Origin of the sequence: Oricola indica, assembly GCF_019966595.1 — a bacterium.
Classification (GTDB): Bacteria; Pseudomonadota; Alphaproteobacteria; order Rhizobiales; family Rhizobiaceae; genus Oricola; species Oricola indica.
Genome location: NZ_JAINFJ010000004.1, coordinates 363,872 through 382,085 on the forward strand (window position 1 = coordinate 363,872; position 18,214 = coordinate 382,085).

The 18,214-nt window shown below is 63.7% G+C and carries 12 protein-coding genes; 11 read left to right on the forward strand and 1 reads right to left on the reverse strand.

Annotated elements, in window-relative coordinates:
- Nucleotides 1-21 precede the first annotated feature (21 nt).
- The 11 genes from LC343_RS13430 to trxA all read left to right on the forward strand — a co-directional run bounded on the left by LC343_RS13430 (nt 22) and on the right by trxA (nt 16,770).
- Nucleotides 22-1,830, forward strand: coding sequence for a sensor histidine kinase (locus tag LC343_RS13430; RefSeq protein WP_223477647.1), 1,809 nt, complete (start codon nt 22-24; stop codon nt 1,828-1,830).
- Nucleotides 1,827-2,318: an HPr kinase/phosphorylase gene (locus LC343_RS13435; RefSeq protein WP_223477648.1), complete on the forward strand. Its 492-nt coding sequence runs from the start codon at nt 1,827-1,829 to the stop codon at nt 2,316-2,318. The genes LC343_RS13430 and LC343_RS13435 overlap by 4 nt, the downstream gene beginning before the upstream one ends.
- Before the next feature lie 156 nt (nt 2,319-2,474).
- Nucleotides 2,475-2,876, forward strand: a complete 402-nt coding sequence (locus LC343_RS13440; protein ID WP_223477718.1) for a PTS sugar transporter subunit IIA — start codon at nt 2,475-2,477, stop codon at nt 2,874-2,876.
- A gap of 16 nt (nt 2,877-2,892) precedes the next feature.
- A complete protein-coding gene (locus tag LC343_RS13445) occupies nt 2,893-3,168 on the forward strand; it encodes an HPr family phosphocarrier protein (protein ID WP_223477649.1) in 276 nt (91 codons plus the stop codon).
- 96 nt (nt 3,169-3,264) lie between these two features.
- The gene (ahcY, locus tag LC343_RS13450) at nt 3,265-4,665 is read left to right on the forward strand and encodes an adenosylhomocysteinase (protein WP_223477650.1); all 1,401 of its coding nucleotides are present in this window, start codon (nt 3,265-3,267) and stop codon (nt 4,663-4,665) included.
- Nucleotides 4,666-4,878: 213 nt separating this feature from the next.
- On the forward strand, nt 4,879-7,383 hold the full coding sequence (locus tag LC343_RS13455) for a PAS domain-containing sensor histidine kinase (RefSeq protein ID WP_223477651.1): 2,505 nt from the start codon (nt 4,879-4,881) through the stop codon (nt 7,381-7,383).
- A gap of 36 nt (nt 7,384-7,419) precedes the next feature.
- Nucleotides 7,420-8,934, forward strand: coding sequence for a tRNA (adenosine(37)-N6)-threonylcarbamoyltransferase complex ATPase subunit type 1 TsaE (tsaE, locus tag LC343_RS13460; protein ID WP_223477652.1), 1,515 nt, complete (start codon nt 7,420-7,422; stop codon nt 8,932-8,934).
- Nucleotides 8,935-8,936: 2 nt separating this feature from the next.
- The gene (locus tag LC343_RS13465) at nt 8,937-9,671 is read left to right on the forward strand and encodes a nucleotidyltransferase family protein (RefSeq protein ID WP_338018590.1); all 735 of its coding nucleotides are present in this window, start codon (nt 8,937-8,939) and stop codon (nt 9,669-9,671) included.
- Between the two features lie 60 nt (nt 9,672-9,731).
- On the forward strand, nt 9,732-12,863 hold the full coding sequence (gene addB, locus LC343_RS13470) for a double-strand break repair protein AddB (RefSeq protein ID WP_223477654.1): 3,132 nt from the start codon (nt 9,732-9,734) through the stop codon (nt 12,861-12,863).
- On the forward strand, nt 12,856-16,362 hold the full coding sequence (addA, locus tag LC343_RS13475) for a double-strand break repair helicase AddA (RefSeq protein WP_223477655.1): 3,507 nt from the start codon (nt 12,856-12,858) through the stop codon (nt 16,360-16,362). Before addB ends, addA begins: the two co-directional genes overlap by 8 nt.
- Before the next feature lie 84 nt (nt 16,363-16,446).
- Nucleotides 16,447-16,770: a thioredoxin gene (trxA, locus tag LC343_RS13480; protein ID WP_223477656.1), complete on the forward strand. Its 324-nt coding sequence runs from the start codon at nt 16,447-16,449 to the stop codon at nt 16,768-16,770.
- A gap of 52 nt (nt 16,771-16,822) precedes the next feature.
- On the opposite strand, the gene LC343_RS13485 is transcribed toward trxA, so the two are convergent.
- The gene (locus tag LC343_RS13485; RefSeq protein ID WP_238484281.1) at nt 16,823-18,202 is read right to left on the reverse strand and encodes a bifunctional folylpolyglutamate synthase/dihydrofolate synthase; all 1,380 of its coding nucleotides are present in this window, start codon (nt 18,200-18,202) and stop codon (nt 16,823-16,825) included.
- Nucleotides 18,203-18,214 lie beyond the last annotated feature (12 nt).

Consider the following 18,214-nt stretch of genomic DNA (forward strand, 5'->3'; position numbering starts at 1 on the left):
CAAGGCTGAAGACGAGGCGCAATGACGCTGGAAGCCGATCACATCGCTTACAGGACCGGGACCGAAAAACCCGAAACGCGCCGCGGCCGTGAAAAGGCCGCGCCGCGCGCTCCGGGCGCGTCGCGGGGCGGCTTCCTTCGGCCGCTGCGCAGACTGTTCGGCGGATACATCTTCTCCTCGCTGACGCATCGTATCCTCTTCCTGAACCTCGCCGCGCTGGGCGTGTTGATGTCGGGCATCCTCTACATCAACCAGTTCCGAGACGGGCTGATCGATGCGCGCGTCGAAAGCCTGATGATCCAGGGCGAGATCATTGCCGGGGCGATCGCGGCCTCGGCCAATGTCGAGACCAATGCGATCCTGATCGATCCCGACAAGCTGCTCGAACTGCAGGCCGGCGAGTCGATCGTTCCGAATGCCGACCGGTTCGACAATCTGGATTTCCCGATTAATCCGGAGCGCGTCGCCCCGGTCCTTCAACGATTGATTTCGCCGACCCGCACACGTGCGCGCATCTATGACCGCGAGGCGATCCTGCTGCTCGACTCGCGCCGGCTCTACGCTGGCGGACAGGTTCTGCGCTACGATCTTCCGGAGATCGATGACAACGATCAGGGCCTGATGGACCGGATCGACCGGCTGATCTCGCGCATCTTCCGCCGCCGCGACCTGAGCGTCTACACAGAGCAGCCGGGCGGCAGCGGGACGGCCTATTCGGAGGTCATGGCGGCACTCGCCGGCGGGCGCTCGCAGATCGTTCGCATCAGCCCGCAGGGTGAGCTTATCGTCTCGGTCGCTGTGCCGATCCAGCGTTTTCGCGCGGTTCTCGGCGTGTTGCAGCTATCGACGCAGGGCGGTGATATCGACAAGATCGTCAAGGCCGAACGTTTCGCGATGATGCGCGTGTTCGGGGTCGCCGTCATCGTCAACATCATCCTGTCGATCGCCCTGGCAGGCACCATCGCCAATCCGCTGCGCCGCCTTGCCGCCGCCGCGGTGCGGGTGCGGCGCTCGATCAAACTGCGCGAGGAAATTCCCGACTTCTCGTCCCGGCAGGACGAGATCGGCAATCTGTCGGTCGCGCTGCGCGACATGACGAATTCGCTCTATGCGCGTATCGACGCCATCGAGAGTTTCGCCGCCGATGTTAGTCACGAACTGAAGAATCCGCTGACATCGCTTCGCAGCGCCGTTGAGACCTTGCCGCTTGCGAAGAACGATGACATGCGCAAGCGCCTGACCGATGTGATCGAGCACGATGTCCGCCGCCTCGACCGGTTGATCTCTGATATCTCGGATGCGTCGCGCCTCGATGCCGAACTGGTTCGCGAAGACGCCTCGACGGTCGATCTGTCCCGGTTGCTTTCCGAATTGGTCGGCATCCTCGATCAGAGCGTCGCCGCGGGAAATGCGAAGCTCAAGCTGCATGTCGGCAAGCTGCCGGCCGGCGCGAAAGGCTTCCATGTCAACGGTCACGAACTGCGAATTGGCCAGGTCATCACGAATCTCGTTCAGAATGCGTTTTCCTTCATTCCGAAAAAGAACGGCCGCGTGGATGTCCATCTGTCCATGACGCCGACCCACGTCGTCGTTGCGGTGGAGGATAACGGTCCGGGCATTCGGGCCGAAAACATCGAGAACATCTTCCAGCGCTTTTACACGGACCGGCCGGGGCCCGATCAATTTGGTAAAAACTCAGGTCTCGGCCTGTCGATCTCGCGCCAGATCGTCGAAGCGCATGGCGGCAAGCTGACGGCGGAGAATATTCCCGGAGGCCCCGACGGTCAGCCGGCCGGTGCACGCTTCATCATGCGGTTGCCGCGCGAATGACGAATGCGGGAACCGGCGATATTGGCCAATCGCTGGAACATGCCACAGTCGTCGAGATCGACGGACGCGGCGTGCTGATTCGTGGCGCTTCCGGATCGGGCAAGACAGCGCTCGCCATCGAGCTTCTCTTCCGGTGCCGCCTCTGCGGCATATCATCCGCCCTGATCGCCGACGATTATGCGTTTTTGAGATCCGATGCTGAACCAGCGGGTCTGGTCGCGGCGGCTCCGGAGAAGACTGCCGGCCAGATCGAGTTCAGGGGCTTCGGCATAGTGAATGTCGCGCCCGACCGGCATCGTCCGCAAACGCGCCTTGCCTTGTCCGCTCTGCTGTGTCCGCAGGAAGAAACGGAGCGGGTCGCCGACCCGGACCGGGTCTTTTCCTCCAACGGCATCGATCTTCCGGAACTGGCACTTCCCATGCGCCAGCACGCCGTGTCGGCCTGCGCCATCCTCGGATGGCTCGGTTTGTCGGATCGTATCCTCTGATCGCACATCTCGAACAAAGCGAAAGCGATTGCCGGGAATTGACCGGAAACACCTTGTCATGCGGGAAAATTGCTGATCATGATGCGGGCGCCCGGAGGGGAGGTGGCCGTCGTCGAACGGCCGGACACCGTTGGGCAGGACGGGAGAAACAACGTAATGATTGGCGTCGTGCTCGTAACGCACGGAAACCTCGCGGAAGAATTCAAGAATGCGGTCGAGCATGTCGTGGGCGCCCAGGTGCAGTTCGCCACGGTCTGCATAGGCGCTGATGATGACATGGAGCAGCGCCGCCGGGACATTCTCGCGCGCGTGGCCGATGTCGATGGCGGAGAGGGCGTTATCATTGTCACCGACATGTTCGGCGGCACGCCGTCCAACCTCTCGATTTCCGTCATGGAAACCGGCCGCATCGAGATCCTTGCCGGCATGAACCTGCCGATGCTGATTAAGCTGGCGCGTGCGCGCGAGGACCAGCCCATGAGCGAAGCGCTTTCCCAAGCCTGCGAGGCAGGTCGCAAATACATCAATGTCGCAAGCCAGATCCTTGCAGGGAAATGACGCGTTGGGCGGTGTGATGAAGACTGCGACGCGCAGCCTGAAAATCACCAACAAACGGGGCCTTCACGCCCGTGCATCGTCGAAATTCGTCAAGCTGGTCGAACAGTTCGACGCCGTCATCACCGTCGCCCGTGACGGGCTTTCGGTTCATGGAACGTCGATCATGGGGTTGATGCTGCTCGCCGCCGGTCCCGGGTGTCATATCGAGGTGACCGCGGAGGGGCCCGATGCCGACGCCGCGCTGGACGCGGTCGCCGCCCTTCTGGACGACAAGTTCGGCGAGGGCGAGTAACAATCGCGGATCAGCATATAAGGATTTCCTTATATTATGATTGTCAGTTCGGTCGCGCTCTGCTAGTCAGCGCGCCAAACCGAACGGAGTAATCCCATGTCCAATTCGAACGACTATGTGGTCGCGGATCTTTCGCTTGCCGATTTCGGCCGCAAGGAACTCGACATTGCTGAAACAGAAATGCCGGGCCTGATGGCCTGCCGCGAGGAATTCGGCGAAGCGCGTCCGCTTGCCGGTGCGCGCATCTCCGGATCGCTTCACATGACGATCCAGACCGGCGTGCTGATCGAGACGCTGAAGGCGCTCGGCGCCGACGTCCGCTGGGCGTCCTGCAACATCTTCTCCACCCAGGATCACGCTGCCGCAGCGATCGCCGCGACCGGCACGCCTGTCTTCGCCGTCAAGGGCGAGACGCTGGAGGAATATTGGTCCTACACGGACAGCATCTTCCAGTGGGCCGATGGCGGCTTGTCGAACATGATCCTCGATGATGGCGGCGACGCCACCATGTACATCCTGATCGGCGCCCGCGCCGAGGAGGGCGAGGATGTCCTGTCGAACCCCGGTTCGGAAGAAGAAGAGGTCCTGTTCGCGCAGATCAAGAAGCGCATGGCGGCCTCTCCCGGCTGGTTCGTCAAGCAGCGCCACGCCATCCTGGGCGTCACCGAGGAAACGACGACCGGCGTGAACCGCCTGTACCAGTTGCAGAAGAAGGGCCTGCTGCCCTTCCCGGCGATCAACGTCAATGACAGCGTCACGAAGTCGAAATTCGACAACAAGTATGGCTGCAAGGAATCGCTGGTCGACGGCATACGCCGTGCCACCGACGTGATGATGGCCGGTAAGGTCGCCGTGGTCTGCGGCTATGGCGATGTCGGCAAGGGTTCGGCGCAGTCGCTGCGTGGCGCCGGCGCGCGCGTCAAAGTCACCGAGATCGACCCGATCTGCGCTCTGCAGGCGGCGATGGACGGCTATGAGGTCGTCGAACTCGAGGATGTCGTCTCCTCGGCGGACATCTTCATCACCACCACCGGCAACAAGGATGTCATCCGTCTCGAGCATATGCGCGCGATGAAGGACATGGCGATCGTCGGCAATATCGGCCACTTCGACAACGAGATCCAGGTCGCGGCGCTGAAGAACCTGAAATGGACCAACATCAAGCCGCAGGTCGACATGGTGGAGTTTCCGGGCGGCAACCGCATGATCCTGCTGTCCGAAGGCCGCTTGCTGAACCTCGGCAACGCCACCGGGCATCCGAGCTTCGTCATGAGCGCGTCCTTCACCAACCAGGTGCTGGCCCAGATCGAGCTCTTCACCAAGGGCGATGACTACGGCCACGAGGTCTATGTCCTGCCCAAGCATCTCGACGAAAAGGTGGCCCGGCTTCATCTCGACAAGCTCGGCGCACGGCTCAGCGAGCTGTCGGACGAGCAGGCCGCCTATATCGGCGTTACGCCGTCGGGGCCCTACAAGCCGGAACACTACAGGTATTGATAAGCAATACCTGAGCATACCAGATATTGTGGCCGGAGAACGCATTCTGTTCTTCGGCCTTTTTTTACGACCTTGACGCTTCACGCCGATTCGTCGTGCGGGTATTTTGGGGTGATTCGCGAATGCGCGCGGGCGGCGCAGAAATCGCGAAGTGTCCGCGCGGACTTCACATGAAAGTGGCCGTTTCGCGTGCCTGCGGCGAGGGGACGAAGAATGCCGGAATCGCAAAGTGCAAGAAGACCGGGCGGAAGCGTCTTTCGCTCCGGACGCCTTGCGCTGCTTGGCGCATCGACGGCGCTTTTCGCTGTACCGGCCCCTGCTTCCGCGCAGGATCAGATCTCCTTTCTCGACGCGGTCCTGTCCTATCATCTCGGCACCCCGGAAGTCGTCCAGTTCGCGCTTTTCACCGGAGCGATGACCGCCGCGCTCGCCTCCGCGCTGTGGTTGATCCGCGAGCGCGGCCGCACTGCGCGCCAGAACACGACTTTGCGCGCCAGGGTCTCCGCACTCAACGCCCAGGTCGCCAAGCTCGAAGCGCTGGCGACCACCGAAGGCCAGCGCGCCATCATCTGGGAAGACCGCGAACAGAAACCCGTCATCATCGGCACGCTTGACCCCGCCAGCGGCGCGCCCGCCGAGCGGAGTGCTTTCCTCGCTTTCGGACGGTGGCTGGAACCGCGTTCGGCGGCGCGCATCGATCATCTTGTCGCCGAGCTGCGTGACGAGGCGAGGCCTTTCAACGATACGGTCGAGACCCGGCATGGCGTTCCAATCGAGGTGACCGGCCGGACCAATGGATCGAGCGCAGTCGTCCGTTTCGAGAGCCTGACCGGCGAACGCGCGGAGCATGCCCGTCTTGCGCTCGAACACAATCGCGTCGTCGATACGCTGGAAACCCTTCAGGCGCTTCTCGATTCACTGGACGCGCCGTTCTGGCTGCGCAACGCCGATGGCGCGCTGGCCTGGGTCAACCGGGCCTTTGCGGAAGCGACCGGTCACGCCAACTCGGCGGACACGATCGCGGCCAATGTGGAGCTGTTCGGCAATCAGGCGCTGAAGACGATTTCAACGGGACTAGAGGCCGATGGCGAATACAGGGCTTCCGTCTCGACCGTCGTCGGCGGAGACCGGTTGGTTTACGACGTCGCCGATGCGAAGGGGCCTTACGGCTCGGCCGGGCTCGCTGTCGACAAGACCGACTACGACGCCATGCGAAGCGAGCTCAACAGGACCATTCGCAGCCACGAGGAGACGCTCGACCGGTTGACCACCGCCGTTGCGATGTTCGACGAGAATGCGCGTCTGCGCTTCCACAACCAGGCATTCCAGAAAATGTGGGACCTAGACCAGGGGTTCCTCGATTCCAAGCCCGACAACGCGATGTTCCTGGATCGGCTACGCGCCGACGGCCGGCTCGAGGAAAAGCCGGAGTGGCGGCGCTGGAAGGAAGGTATCCTTGCCGCTTATCGCGCCGTCGAGCCGCAGGAAGACGTTTGGTACCTGCCCGACGGCCAGACGATCCGCGTCGTCGCCAATCCGCATCCCAAGGGCGGCCTGACCTGGGTGTTCGAGAATCTGACCGAACAGATCGATCTGGAAAGCCGCTACAAGACGCTCATGCGCGTGCAGGGTGAAACGCTGGATCACTTGGCAGAAGGCGTGGCCGTGTTCGGGCAAGATGGTAAGCTTAGGCTTTCCAATCCTGCATTCGCCAGGTTCTGGGGCATCGAAGATCTGCTCGAAAAGGAATCGGTCCATATCCGCGAGATCGCCGAATCCTGCCGGCAGCGATTGGGTGATGCAGAACCATGGCGGCAGTTTGCCGGGATGGTCACCGGCTTCAGCGACGACCGGGCCGACGAAACGGGTCGCTGGGCCGTCGGTGACACGATCCTGTCCTGGATGGTCGTGCCGCTGCCCAACGGTCAGACGATGATTACCTTTGTGGACGTCACCGCGACGGAGGAGGTCGAAAGGGCGCTTCGCGAACGCAATGAAGCGCTGGTTTCCACGGCGCTCCTTCGCACACGCTTCATCCGCCACGTCTCCTATGAACTGCGCACGCCGCTGACCAATATTTCAGGCTTCACGACGCTGTTGCAAAATCCGTCGACCGGCCCGCTCAACGAGAAACAGCAGGACTATCTGGGCTATATCGCCTCGTCCTCCGAGGCGCTGAAGCTCATCGTTGACGACATACTCGACCTGGCCACGATCGATGCCGGGATCATGGAACTCGATTTCGCCGAGGTGGAGATCGAGCCCATGATGCGCGAGGTCGCTGCCGGGCTCGCGTCGCGCTTCGGAGAGCACAACCTCGACCTCGTGGTTCGCGTCGCGCCTGACACGGGTGCCATTTTCGCCGATGCCGACCGGCTTCGCCAGATCATGTTCAACGTGCTCGCCAACGCGGCGGATTTCGCGCCGGAAGGCTCGACCGTCACCTTCACCTGCGAGCGTTTGCAGGACGGCGTCGTGTTCAAGGTCCGCGATCGCGGACCGGGCATTCCGGCCGAGGCGCTCAAGGAGATCTTCGATCCGTTCGAAACCGGCAAGCCGGGGCGCAAGCGCGGTGCGGGTCTTGGTCTTTCGCTGGTCAAGAGCTTCGTATCGCTGCATCAGGGGGAGGTCTCCATCAATTCCTCGCCGGAGCGCGGCACGGAAGTGATCTTGCAGTTCCCCCAGGTCCCGCCCGGCGCGCGCGTCGCGGCCGAATAGAAGCCCGGCATCGAGCGTGGCATCGGAAACAGCCCCGTGAAACAGTCCTTTTCGTCCGAAGCAGCCCTGACGCGTTTCGCGCAGGATGTCGCCATGGCCCTCAAGCCGGGCGACTGTTTGCTTCTCCGTGGCGATCTCGGCGCCGGCAAGTCCACCTTCGCGCGCGCTGCCATCCGGACGCTCGCGGGCGATCCGGCAGGCAAGCTCGAAGTGCCAAGTCCGACATTCACGCTGGTTCAGACCTACGATCTCCGTCTGCCCGTCTCGCATTTCGATCTCTATCGCCTCGGTGATCCCGACGAACTCGACGAACTCGGTCTGACGGATGCGCTGGCCGAAGGCATTGCGCTTGTCGAATGGCCGGAACGCGCCGAATCCCGCCTGCCCGCAAACAGCATCCTGTTCGAAATCGAGGAAACCGGCGAAAGCGCGGATGGCCGCGAAGTGACGATCGCCGGTCCGGCAGAATTCATGGCGCGGCTGGAGCGCAGCCTTGCCATGCGCGCATTTCTTCAAGCGCATGGGCGCGGCGACTGGTTTCGCCGTTTTCTCCTCGGTGATGCGTCAACGCGCGCTTATGAAACTGTGGAGCGTGGAAGCGATCTCCTGATCCTGATGAACGCGCCGCGCCGCCCGGACGGACCCCCGGTACGCGACGGCAAGCCCTATTCGCAGATCGCGCATCTCGCCGAGGACATCCTGCCCTTTGTCGCGATAGGCCGACACCTTGCCGAGGCGGGGTTTCGGGCGCCGCAAATCCATGCCTTCGACCTGGATCAGGGTTTCGTCCTTCTGGAGCACCTTGGGTCTGACGGCGTGCTGGACGAGAACCGCACGCCTCTACCGGACCGCTACGCGGCGGCAGTCGATTGTCTCGCCGCGATGCATGCGCGGGATTGGCCGCATCGACTTGAAGTCGATGGAAGGGCGTATGCCATCGCGGATTTCGATCGTGACGCCTTTCTGATCGAGACAGAGCTTCTGACGGACTGGTTTCTGCCCCGCATATCCGGAAGGAAATCGTCTGCCGACGCGGTGTCGGTGTTCCGCGACCTCTGGATGGAACTGTTCGCCATCGTGGATGCGGGCGAGAAGACCCTGCTCATGCGCGATTTCCACTCGCCCAACATCATCTGGGATGGCTCGGCCGAGGGTGTGGCGCGGATCGGGCTGATCGATTTCCAGGACGCGATGATCGGTTCGACCGCCTATGACGTCGCGTCTGTCATCCAGGATGCACGCGTCGATATCCCGTCCTCCCTGCAGAACACGCTGCTCGACCGGTATTGCGCGGCGCGAACCGCGCAGGGCGGTTTCGACGAGGCGGCGTTCCGCCTCGCCTTCGCGATCCTCGCCGCCCAGCGCGCGACCAAGATCCTCGGCATCTTCGTGCGTCTCGACGAGCGGGACGGCAAGCCCGCTTATCTCGGCCACATTCCGCGCCTGCAGGCCTATCTGCGCGAAAGCCTCGCCCACCCCGCTCTTGCCGGGCTCGCGGCCTGGTACGACAAGTACGGCATCCTCGACGCCGGGATCGGACCGCGGCAATGAGCATGCGCATCAAGACAGCGATGATTCTGGCGGCAGGCTTCGGCAAGCGGCTGCGTCCGATCACGGAGACGATCCCGAAACCTCTCGTTCCCGTTGGCGGGCGCACCATGCTCGACCGCAGTCTCGATCTCGCTGAAGCGGCGGGTGTGAACAATGCCGTGGTCAATGTTCACTACCTCGCGGATCAAATCGTCAGGCGTTGCCGCGCCCGTGCCCATCCGCCTGTGACGATCAGTGACGAGACGGACCGGATCCTCGAAACCGGCGGCGGGGTCGTCAAGGCGCTGCCGCTTCTGGGAAACGATCCCTTCCTGCTGCTCAATGCCGATACGTTCTGGATCGAATGGGGAGCGCCCAACCTTGCTGCCATGATGGCGGGTTTCGATCCGGCGCGGATGGATATCCTCCTGATGCTTTGCCGGCTGAAAGACACGACCGGTCATGCGGGTGGCGCGGATTTCGAGATGGATGAAGATGGCCGCCTGACGCGGCTTGCCGACAAGACTGATCCGGCTGGTCTGCTCTATGCCGGCGCGACGATTTACAATCCCGCGATCTTTGACGGCGCGACCGCCGAACCGCATTCGCTCAACCTCTATTACGATCGCGCAATCGCCAAAGGCCGTCTGTTTGGCCACGTGATGGCCGATGGTCACTGGTTTACGGTGGGCACGCCCGAGGCTCTTCCGGCGGCGGAACGCAAACTGGAACAATTGCAGGCACAGCGCGCCGATTGACCGGTCCTGCCCGGCCATGGAAACTGTGACCGGATTCGCTTCCTGATCGAAAGAACTGTCTTGGCCGGATATGTCCATCCCCGCGTCTATTCCGTTGCGCCCGGCATTGCCTTCCTGCCGGCGGTGACACGCGCGCTCTGTGACGGGGATCTGGTGCCGGGCTTCAGCCATGGTGGCGATCCGTTGCGATTGTCCACCGTATCGATCTATGTGCCGACGCGCCGCGCCGCCCGCGAGATGCGCTCGGCCTTTCTCGACCATCTCGGCGGCGAGACGATCCTGCTGCCGCATATCCGCCCGCTCGGCGAATTCGAAGAGGATGTCGATTTCTTCGAAAGTGGCGAGACGGGCTTTATCGACATACCGCCCGCCATCGACAGTACCGAGCGGCTTCTGTTGCTCGGCACGTTGGTTCGGCAATGGACGAAGCATTTGAAGGTCGATGTCGAGAGGCTTTATGGCGGCGAAGCTATCGAGACGCCGGTCTCGACCGCCGACGCATTTTGGCTGGCGCGGGATCTCGCCGCGCTGATGGACCAGTTCTCCACAGGTCAGGTGCCTGTTTCCGAGATTGCCGGCCTCGAAACGGCGGAACTGTCGGAGTGGTGGAAAGTCACTCTCGCCTTTCTGGAGATCATGCGCCGTGAATGGCCGGACATTCTGGCCGGGCGGGGAGCGCTCGATCCGGGCGAGCACCGCAATCGCCGGCTTCTCGCCGAGGCGGCGCGCCTGGCCCGCAATCCGCCGAAAGGGCCGGTTATCGTCGCCGGCTCGACGGGCACGATACCCGCAACGGCCGAATTGATTGCAACTGTTGCCCGGCTGCCGTCGGGCGCGGTCGTCCTGCCGGGCTTCGACGGTGCCATGGACGACTTGTCGCGGGCGCTACTCACCGGCGACGAGGATATCGCCTCCGTCATCGGCCATCCGCAATATGGGCTCTACAAGCTCGTCGGACGGATCGGGATCGCGCCGGAGCAGGTCGAAACGCTGGGCCGCCCCGAATCCGCTTCGCTGGCCGCACGGCGACTGTGGGTGTCGGAAAGCTTGCGCCCATCGCCGGTCACCGACCGCTGGACCGAAACGCGTCGGGAAGTTGCTGATATCGCCTTTGAAGATGTCGCCTTGCTGCAGGCGCCGAACGAGCATCTGGAGGCGGCGTCGATCGCTGCGGCGCTGCGCGAGGCGGTCGCCGATCCGCAGGCGACAGCGGCGCTCGTGACTCCGGACCGCGAACTGGCGCGTCGCGTCGCCGCCGAACTGGCGCGATACGGCATCGCTGCCGCCGATACGGGCGGCACGCCGCTGGCATCGACCGCGCAGGGCCGCCTGCTCGAACTCGCATTGGATACCGTGTTCAATCCCGGTGACCCAGCCGCGCTTCTCGCGCTCCTCAAGCATCCGCTCGTGGCGCTTGGCGCGACGCCGGACGATCATGCGGCGTTGGCCAACCTGTTCGAGATGGCGATCCTGCGTGGCGGAACGGGACGCATCGGGCCGGACAGCCTTGTCACGCTCATTGAGAAGCGGAAGAAGGAGCACGGCCGCAAGGATGAGGATGGTGTCTATCTTCCGCCGTGGCTGGCGTCCCTCACGTCAGACGATCTCGACCGCCTGACGCAATTCGCCGCGCGCATCGAAGCCGGGCTGGCGCCGCTTGCAGACCTCGTCGCACGGAATGGTTCCGTCCCGCTCGATGCGCTTGTCGCCGCGACGGTGCGCGTTCTGGAGACATTGGCAGGCGACGAGACCGGCTTTCACGACTCGCTCTATGATGGCGAATCCGGTGCGATGCTGCGCAATTTCCTGTCCGGGCTCGTCGCCTGCGATGTACCGCTTTTTCTCGAGCCTGACGACTGGCCGCAGGCGGTGCGTGCTTTGATCGCCGATCTCGCGGTCAAGCCCGCGCCGGGCGGTCATCCGCGCATTTCCATCTGGGGCACGCTGGAGGCGCGCCTGCAAACCGTCGATCTGATGATCCTCGGTGGCCTCAATGAGGGCGTCTGGCCGCGCCAGACCCAGAACGACCAGTTTCTGACGCGCGGCATGAAGGAAGGTCTCGGCCTCGAACCGCCGGAACGCCGGATCGGCCTCGCTGCGCATGATTTCCAGATGGCGATGGGCCAGAAACGGGTGATTCTGTCGCGGTCGGAACGCGCCGACGGCGCGCCCTCCATTGCTTCGCGCTGGCTGCAAAGGCTCATGACCTTTGCCGGCGAAGAAACCGTCAAGTCGATGAAGTCTGCCGGCGACCGCTATCTGGAATTCGCACGCGCCATGGAAGCCGGGGTAACGTCCAGTCCGGCGCCGCGCCCCTGTTTTGCCCCGCCATTGCCGGCGCGTCCGAAATCCCTCTCCGTTACGGAAGTCGAGACCCTCATCCGCGATCCTTATGCGATCTATGCGAAGAAGGTTCTGAAACTGCGCCCGGTCGAGGAACTGGTGCGCGATCCGGGTGCGGCGGAACGTGGTTCGCTGTTTCACGCGATCTTCGAAACCGCGGTCACCGAAAAGATCGATCCGCTCGCGCCCGACGCGCAGGAACGCACGCTTGCCGTGGCGCGCCGGCTCTTCGATGCGGAGGAACTGCCGCCGGACATCCGTGCGACATGGTGGCCGCGCGTCGAGACGGCAGTCGCCGGACTGGTCGAGTGGGAAGCGGAGCGCTTCGTTTCGGCTGGAGACCGCCACGCCGAGGTCAAGGCGGTTCCGACGGAAGTCGGACCGACCGGTATCCGCCTGACGGGTCGCGCCGACCGCATGGATGTCAGGCCCGGAGGAGGCGTCGACATCATCGATTTCAAGACCGGATCGCCGCCGAGCGCCCGCATGGTTGCCGCGCTCCTCGCGCCGCAATTGCCCTTGGAGGGAGCGCTACTGAAACGCGGCGCCTTTCCGGACCTTGGCGAAGCGAACCCTGCCGCCATGGCTTATGTGCAGGTCGGTGCGAAAGGCGCGGTGACGGAAAAAGACGTCCTGAAGGGCGACCGGGAAAACGGGCCGATCGATCCGGTCGACATCAGCGAACGCGCCTGGGAGAAGCTCCTGGCGATGCTGGCGTATTACGGAGCCGAAACGACCGGTTACCTGTCGCAGCGCATGCCGCAGAAAAGCTTCGACCGCACGGGCGACTACGATCATCTCGCCCGTGTGCAGGAATGGCGCACATCCGAAGGAACCGGCGATGAGTGAGGCGCCGCGCAAGGTTCTTCCGGACACCGATACGCTGTCGCGCCAGAAGATCGCCGCCGGTCCGGAACGGTCGGTCTGGGTGTCGGCCAATGCCGGCTCCGGCAAGACCTATGTGCTGGCGACGCGCGTGATCCGGCTTCTGTTGTCGGGAACGGACCCCTCCCGCATCCTCTGCCTGACCTACACCAAGACCGCGGCCGCCGAGATGAAGGACCGCGTCTTCAAGCGCTTGGGCGAATGGGTCACCATGCCGGAAGCAAAGCTGCGTGACGCGCTGGCGGAGCTTGAGGACCGCACGCCGGATCGCGACAGGATCGCTTTCGCCCGCTGCCTGTTTGCCCGGGCGCTCGAGACCCCCGGCGGGCTGAAGATCCAGACCATCCACGCCTTCTGCGACGCGTTGCTGCATCGCTTCCCGCTTGAAGCCAACGTGCCCGGTCATTTCGAACAGCTCGACGAGGACATGATCGCGGCATTGATCGGCGAGGCCCGCGCCGAGATGCTGTCGCGCATCGATCGCGGCGATGGCGCGGAGACCGCGGAGGCGTTCCGAACCGTCATCGACCTTGCCGGGGAAAGCGGCCTCGACAGGCTTCTCGACGAGGCGGTCGGCAATCGCTCGAAGCTGACCAATTTCCTGCGTGGCCTTGGAGTACACGGCGAGCGCGCGGTTTTCTACCGAGAGATCTTCGGATTCCGGCCGGATGACACGCCGGACCGCTTCGCTGCAGATGCGGTCGAAAAATTGCGCGCCCTTGCGCCCGTCATGCGTGACGTCCTCGATGCGGCCGCCGGTGTGTCCACGAAGACCGGGCGCAATTTTGCGCAGGGCTTTCTCGATGCGCTCGGCGCGACGGACCCCTTTGACCAACTGGAATCGCTGTTTCTCAAGAAGGATGGCGAGCCGCGTTCGACGGGCAATCTGAGCAAGGACAAGGCGGTACAGGCCGTGCCGGGTTTCGAGCCGGCCCACGCTGAAGCCTTGGCGGCCGTCATGTCGGCGCGCGACCGGTCCGCGCTGCTCGCCCAGATCGAAAACACGCTCGCCGCGTTGACGGTGATCGACAGGCTGTTAGCCGGCTATGAAGGGCTCAAGCGGTCGCGAGGCTATCTCGATTTCGACGACCTGATCGGCCGTACGGCCAGCCTGCTTGCTCGGCCGGATGTCGGCGCGTGGGTGCGCTACAAGCTCGACCAGGGCATCGACCACATTCTCGTCGACGAAGCGCAGGATACGAGCCCGGAACAGTGGGCAGTCATTCGCGCGCTGTCCGACGAGTTCTTTTCCGGCGAGGCTGCGCGCGAGGTGACGCGGACCCTGTTCGCGGTCGGCGACGAAAAGCAGTCGATCTATTCCTTCCAGGGGGCCAACCCGAAGCTGTTCGGCGAGACCGGCGATGCGGTGCGGGACCTCGCCAAAGCGGCCCATGGCGAGGACGCGTTTCGCGACGTGCCGCTGGAAACCTCATTCCGCTCGACGGAGGATGTGCTTGCCGCCGTCGATATCGTGTTCGAATCGGACACGAACAAGCGCGGCGTCGCCTATGGCCGCAGCGAGATCCGGCATAAATCCTTGCGAAGCGGCCAGCCGGGACGGGTCGAGGTCTGGCCGCTGGTGCGCGACGAGGATGGCGGCGAACAGGAGGACTGGACCGCGCCTGTGGATATGCCGCGCCCCGCCGCCGTGACGGTCGCCGAGCGCGTCGCCGCAACGATCGCCGGATGGATCGAATCGGGCGAAAGGCTGGAAGGGACCGGCAATCCGATTACCGCTGGCGACATCCTGATCCTTGTCAGGAGCCGCGACGGGTTCATCGCCACCCTTTCGCGCGCGCTCAAGGAAAAGGGCGTCGATGTCGCCGGTGCCGACCGGCTCAAGATGACCGACCATATCGCGGTCCTCGACCTGCTTGCCGTCGCCAAATTCGTGCTCCAGCCTGCCGACGATCTGTCGCTTGCCGCGCTGCTCCGCTCGCCTCTGTTCGACCTCTCCGAGGAAGCCCTGTTCCGCCTGGCCCACGATCGGGGTGATGCGACGCTGTTCGAGGCACTCGCGGATAAGGCGGAAGGTGATGCGGCGCTGCGTGATGTTCACACCACGCTTGCGCGCTGGCGGGAGCGCGCGCGGCATCTGCCGGTCTATGAGTTCTATGCGGAGATCCTCGCGGGCGAGCGTGGCCGTGAAAGGCTGGTCGGTCGCCTCGGACCGGAAACGCCCGACATTCTCGATGAATTCATGCGCTTCGCGCTCGCGCAGGAGCGAGCCGGTCTCCCGTCGTTGCAGAACTTCGTCTCTGTTCTGGAGTCGGCGAGCCCGGTCATCAAGCGCGAGATGGACCCGTCGCAGAAACAGGTGCGTATCATGACGGTGCACGGCGCCAAGGGTCTCGAAGCGCCCGTCGTCTTCCTGGTGGATCGCGGTGCGCCGCCACACAGTTCGCGCAATACGGGGGCATTTCTTGACGTCGAATCGGAAAGCGGCGTCGAAGCCGCCCTGTGGAACGGCGCAAGCAACGTGAAATCGGGAGTGGGCGAAGCGGCGAAGGCGACGGTCGCGCTTGCCGCCGAAGAGGAATATCGCCGCCTGCTTTATGTCGGCATGACGCGAGCCGCCGACCGCCTGATCGTTGCCGGTTATGCCGGTCCGCGCGGTGGTGGCGACGAAACGTGGCGCGCCGTCGTGGAGCGGGCCCTGGAGCCGCGGTCTCAACCGGTCTCCTATCCGGACTTCGAGGCGCTGCGCTTCCAGGTCACCGAAGCGACGCCGGTGGCGCCGCCATCCGGCGATGAACCGGAAAGGACCGCTTCGACTGCGCTTCCCGACTGGTTTCGAGACAAGGTTTCCCCGGAACCGCCCCTGCCGCGCCCGCTTTCGCCCTCCGGCGCGTCAGGCATCGCCATCGAGCGCGAACGCGATACGGCCGAAGCGGCCGGTGCGCCGTCGCTTCTGGCGCCGGGAGGCGGCGAACCGCCCGCGCTCGCGGTGCGCCGGGGCATCGCCATGCACCGGCTTCTGCAGATGCTGCCATCCGTGCCGCCGACGGAGCGACGCGACAAGGCTGCCGAATATTGCCGCCGCTTCGAGAGCCGCTGGACGTCGGAGGATATCGGCAAGATTCTCGACCAGGCTTTCGCCATTATCGACGATCCGGCCCATGCCGTCCTGTTCGGCGAGAATACGGCCGCCGAAGCACCGGTGATGGGAACATTGCGGCTGGGTGGCGAAGACCGCGCGATCTCCGGCGTGATCGACCGAATCGCGGTGGAGCCGGGCCGCGTCCTGCTGGTCGATTACAAGACGAATGTGTCTCCGCCGACCGACGCGTCGGATGTACCCGATGTCTATCTGCGCCAGATGGCGCTCTACCGTGCGCTCGTCGCGCCGCTCTACCCGGACTGCGCCATCGAGGCGAAACTGCTTTATACGGCGGGCCCTCGAATGATCGCATTGCCGCCCGCGATCCTCGACGCCGCGCTCGCCTCGTTCACGCAGCTTTGACCCTGCGGCAAATGTTGCGCTGGTCTTGAATCAGCGTCGATGATACCCAGATGCAGACGGACTTTTGAGACAAGGAGTGCCGACATGGCGACCGTTAATATCGACAACAGCAATTTTCAGAGCGACGTTCTCGGGTCTTCCGAGCCGGTCGTGGTGGATTTCTGGGCCGAATGGTGCGGCCCGTGCAAGATGATTTCGCCTGCACTTGAGGAAATCTCTGCGGAGATGGAAGGCAAGGTGAAGATCGCCAAGGTCAATGTGGACGAGAACCAGGATCTCGCCGTGCAGTATGGCGTGCGCTCGATCCCGATGCTGCTCATGTTCAAGGACGGCGAGATCGCCGACCAGATGATCGGCGCCGCGCCGAAGGCGCGCCTGATGGACTGGATCAAGAACGCCACCGCCTGAAGGGCGATCGTTTCCGAGAATCGAAATCAGCCCGGCTTCGGCCGGGCTTTTTTCATTCCGGCGGCATCCCGTTGTCGCGCAGCACCTCGCCAGCGAGATAAAGCGACCCGCCGATCAGGACGCGCGGCGGCGGCTCAAGCCTGTTCCAGCCCTCGCCGAGCAATCTCAACACTTCCTCGACATCCTTCATCGGCTGGGCCGTCAGCCCGGCTTCCTCCGCGCTTCGCGCTAGCGTTTCGGGATCGAGTCCTGCATCGTTGAAATGGACCGGTACGGTGAAGACGTGCCGCGCCATGCCCTCGAAAGCGCGAAAATAGCCGCGCGCATCCTTGCCGTCGATCATGCCGGTGATCAGGAAAAGCGGACGCTCGATACGGTCCTGCATTCCGGCCAGCGTCTCGGCGATCATCATCGCGGCATGCGGATTGTGGCCGCCATCGAGCCACAGTTCCGAGCCGCCGGGCAAGAGGGCGGGAAGGGGACCTTCGGTCAGGCGCTGCATGCGTCCGGGCCATTTGATGTCGGTCAGGGCGCGCTCGGCGGTCTCGAAATGAATGTCGAAACCCGCCGTTGCGACCGCGGCCAGCGCAGTCGCCGCGTTGGCGATCTGGTGACGGCCCGGCAGTTTGGGCAGGGGCAGGTCCATCAGCCCGGCCTGGCTCTGGAAAACCATGCGCCCATGTTCCTCGAAAGCAAGGAAATCCTGGCCGTAGACCGCGAGCGGACAGCCTCTGCGTTCCGCCGTGTCGATCAGCACTTCTCGGGCGACGTCGTTGTCCTGTGCGCCGATCACCACCGGCACACCCGGTTTCATGATGCCGGCCTTTTCCATGGCGATCAGTTCGATCCTGTCGCCGAGATAGGCCTCGTGGTCGAGCCCGATCGGCATGATCACGCTGACGGCGGGATTGCTGATCGTGTTGGTCGCGTCGAAACGGCCGCCCAGACCGACCTCGACGATCGCGGCATCGGCCGGATGTTCGGAAAACAGCACGAACATGACGACTGTCATGATCTCGAAGACGGTGGTCGGTTCGTCGCCATTGACCTCGGCGACGCGGCGGATGGTGTCAGCGAGAACCTCGTCGTCGACGAACTGTCCCGGACCGTCCGTACGGCCCATACGGAAACGTTCGTGCCAGCGCACGAGATGCGGCGAGGTGTGGACATGCACCGACTTGCCGTCCGCTTCCAGAAGGGCGCGACACATCGTGGCGCATGATCCCTTGCCGTTGGTGCCGGCGATATGGATCACCGGCGGCAGCTTGTCCTGCGGATTGCCGAGCCGGTCGAGCAGGCGATGGAGACGATCCAGAGAGAGGTCGAATCCCTGCGGGTGGACGGTTTCCAGTCGCTCGATTTCGCGTTTTGCCGCGCCACCGGCGCCGTTTCCGGCAATCGGGTCGGATCGGCGCTGTGCCGGTATCGTCAAGTCGGTGTCCGA